The organism is Marinagarivorans algicola (assembly GCF_001292705.1).
GTDB classification, from domain to species: domain Bacteria; phylum Pseudomonadota; class Gammaproteobacteria; order Pseudomonadales; family Cellvibrionaceae; genus Marinagarivorans; species Marinagarivorans algicola.
In genome coordinates, this window is record NZ_LGAK01000071.1 from 1 (window position 1) to 1,161 (window position 1,161).

1 protein-coding gene is annotated in these 1,161 nt (G+C 50.8%); it reads left to right on the forward strand.

What is annotated here, in order from left to right; translation table 11 throughout:
- Positions 1-193: 193 nt before the first annotated feature.
- Positions 194-1,161 (forward strand): phage tail tape measure protein (locus tag AC438_RS15820; protein WP_162230768.1); only part of this gene is annotated, 968 nt, incomplete at its 3' end.

A 1,161-nucleotide genomic window follows, 5' to 3' on the forward strand; every position in this document is an offset into this window, starting at 1 on the left:
TTTAGATTTGCGTGATTATGAGCGGATGCAAGACGCTGTAAAAAAGTTTGCGCCGATGGCTGCGGACGGTACGCCGAAAAAGACCTAAAAAAAGCCATGCTGATATTGGCCACGCATACGTCGTGGTCTTTGTCTGATTTGCTGGATTTACCCGTTGACGATTTATTTTATTATTTAAGCGAGCTGCCAAAAAATGAGTAATTCAGACAGTCGCTCGGTCATTCGCTTTGGGGCCGAGTTAGGCCCTATACGGCAAATTGGCGGTGTTTTTAATCAACAGTTTAATCGTGCGAGGGGCTCGGTCAGCGCGTTAAGTCGCGAGCAGACTCGCCTACTGCGAAGCATTGAGCGGGCTCAAGACGCCGGCGAAGACGTTAGCGATTTAACGGCAGAGTATGAAGAGCTTGGCGAAGCCATTGCAGATGCCGAGCGTCAAGTTAACTTATTCAATAATGTCGCCGGTCACGCCTCATCGTTGGGCAGGCTCGCGACGATGCTCGGTGGCGTGGCTGCGGTGGCTATGGGTGTCGGTAGCAGCATTGTAGGGCTGGGTGCGGCCACTAACTTGCACACAGCACAAGTTGATGGCATGGCCAAAAGTTACGGCATGGCCATTGATGACTTTAATGCTTGGGGCGCCTTGGTGTCGCGGGCGGGCTTAGATGCTGAGCATACCGGTGATTTAGTTGAAGAGCTGGGCAATAAATTTGGTGAGTTTAAGGCGCTAGGTAAAAACAGTGCCGTTGGTGAGGTGTTTGGCGCTTTAGGGGTCGATCAAAGCATGCTCGAAGGCTTAAGCGCTGCGCAGCAATTTGAATTTATTATGAAGCGCTTGCAGCGTGTTAAAGACACGCAGCAAGCGGCGAGCCTTGCCGATATCTTATTTGGCGGCGAGGCCAATAAAGTAGTCACGTATATTCGCGGTACGGGCCAGTCCATTGATGATTTACTCGGTAGTCAAAAAAAGTTTAATTTGCTGACAGCTGAGGGGGCTAAAGGTGCTACAGCCTATAGCCAATCGTTTAGTCATTTGCGTAGCACGGTGAGTACGGCATGGGCCGAGATAGCCGGCATTGCTGGCGGCGAAATGACCGGCGAAATCGATGCGCTGACGCAAAGCGTTGGTGATTTTGTGCGTGAAAACAAAACCGAATTAGTCGG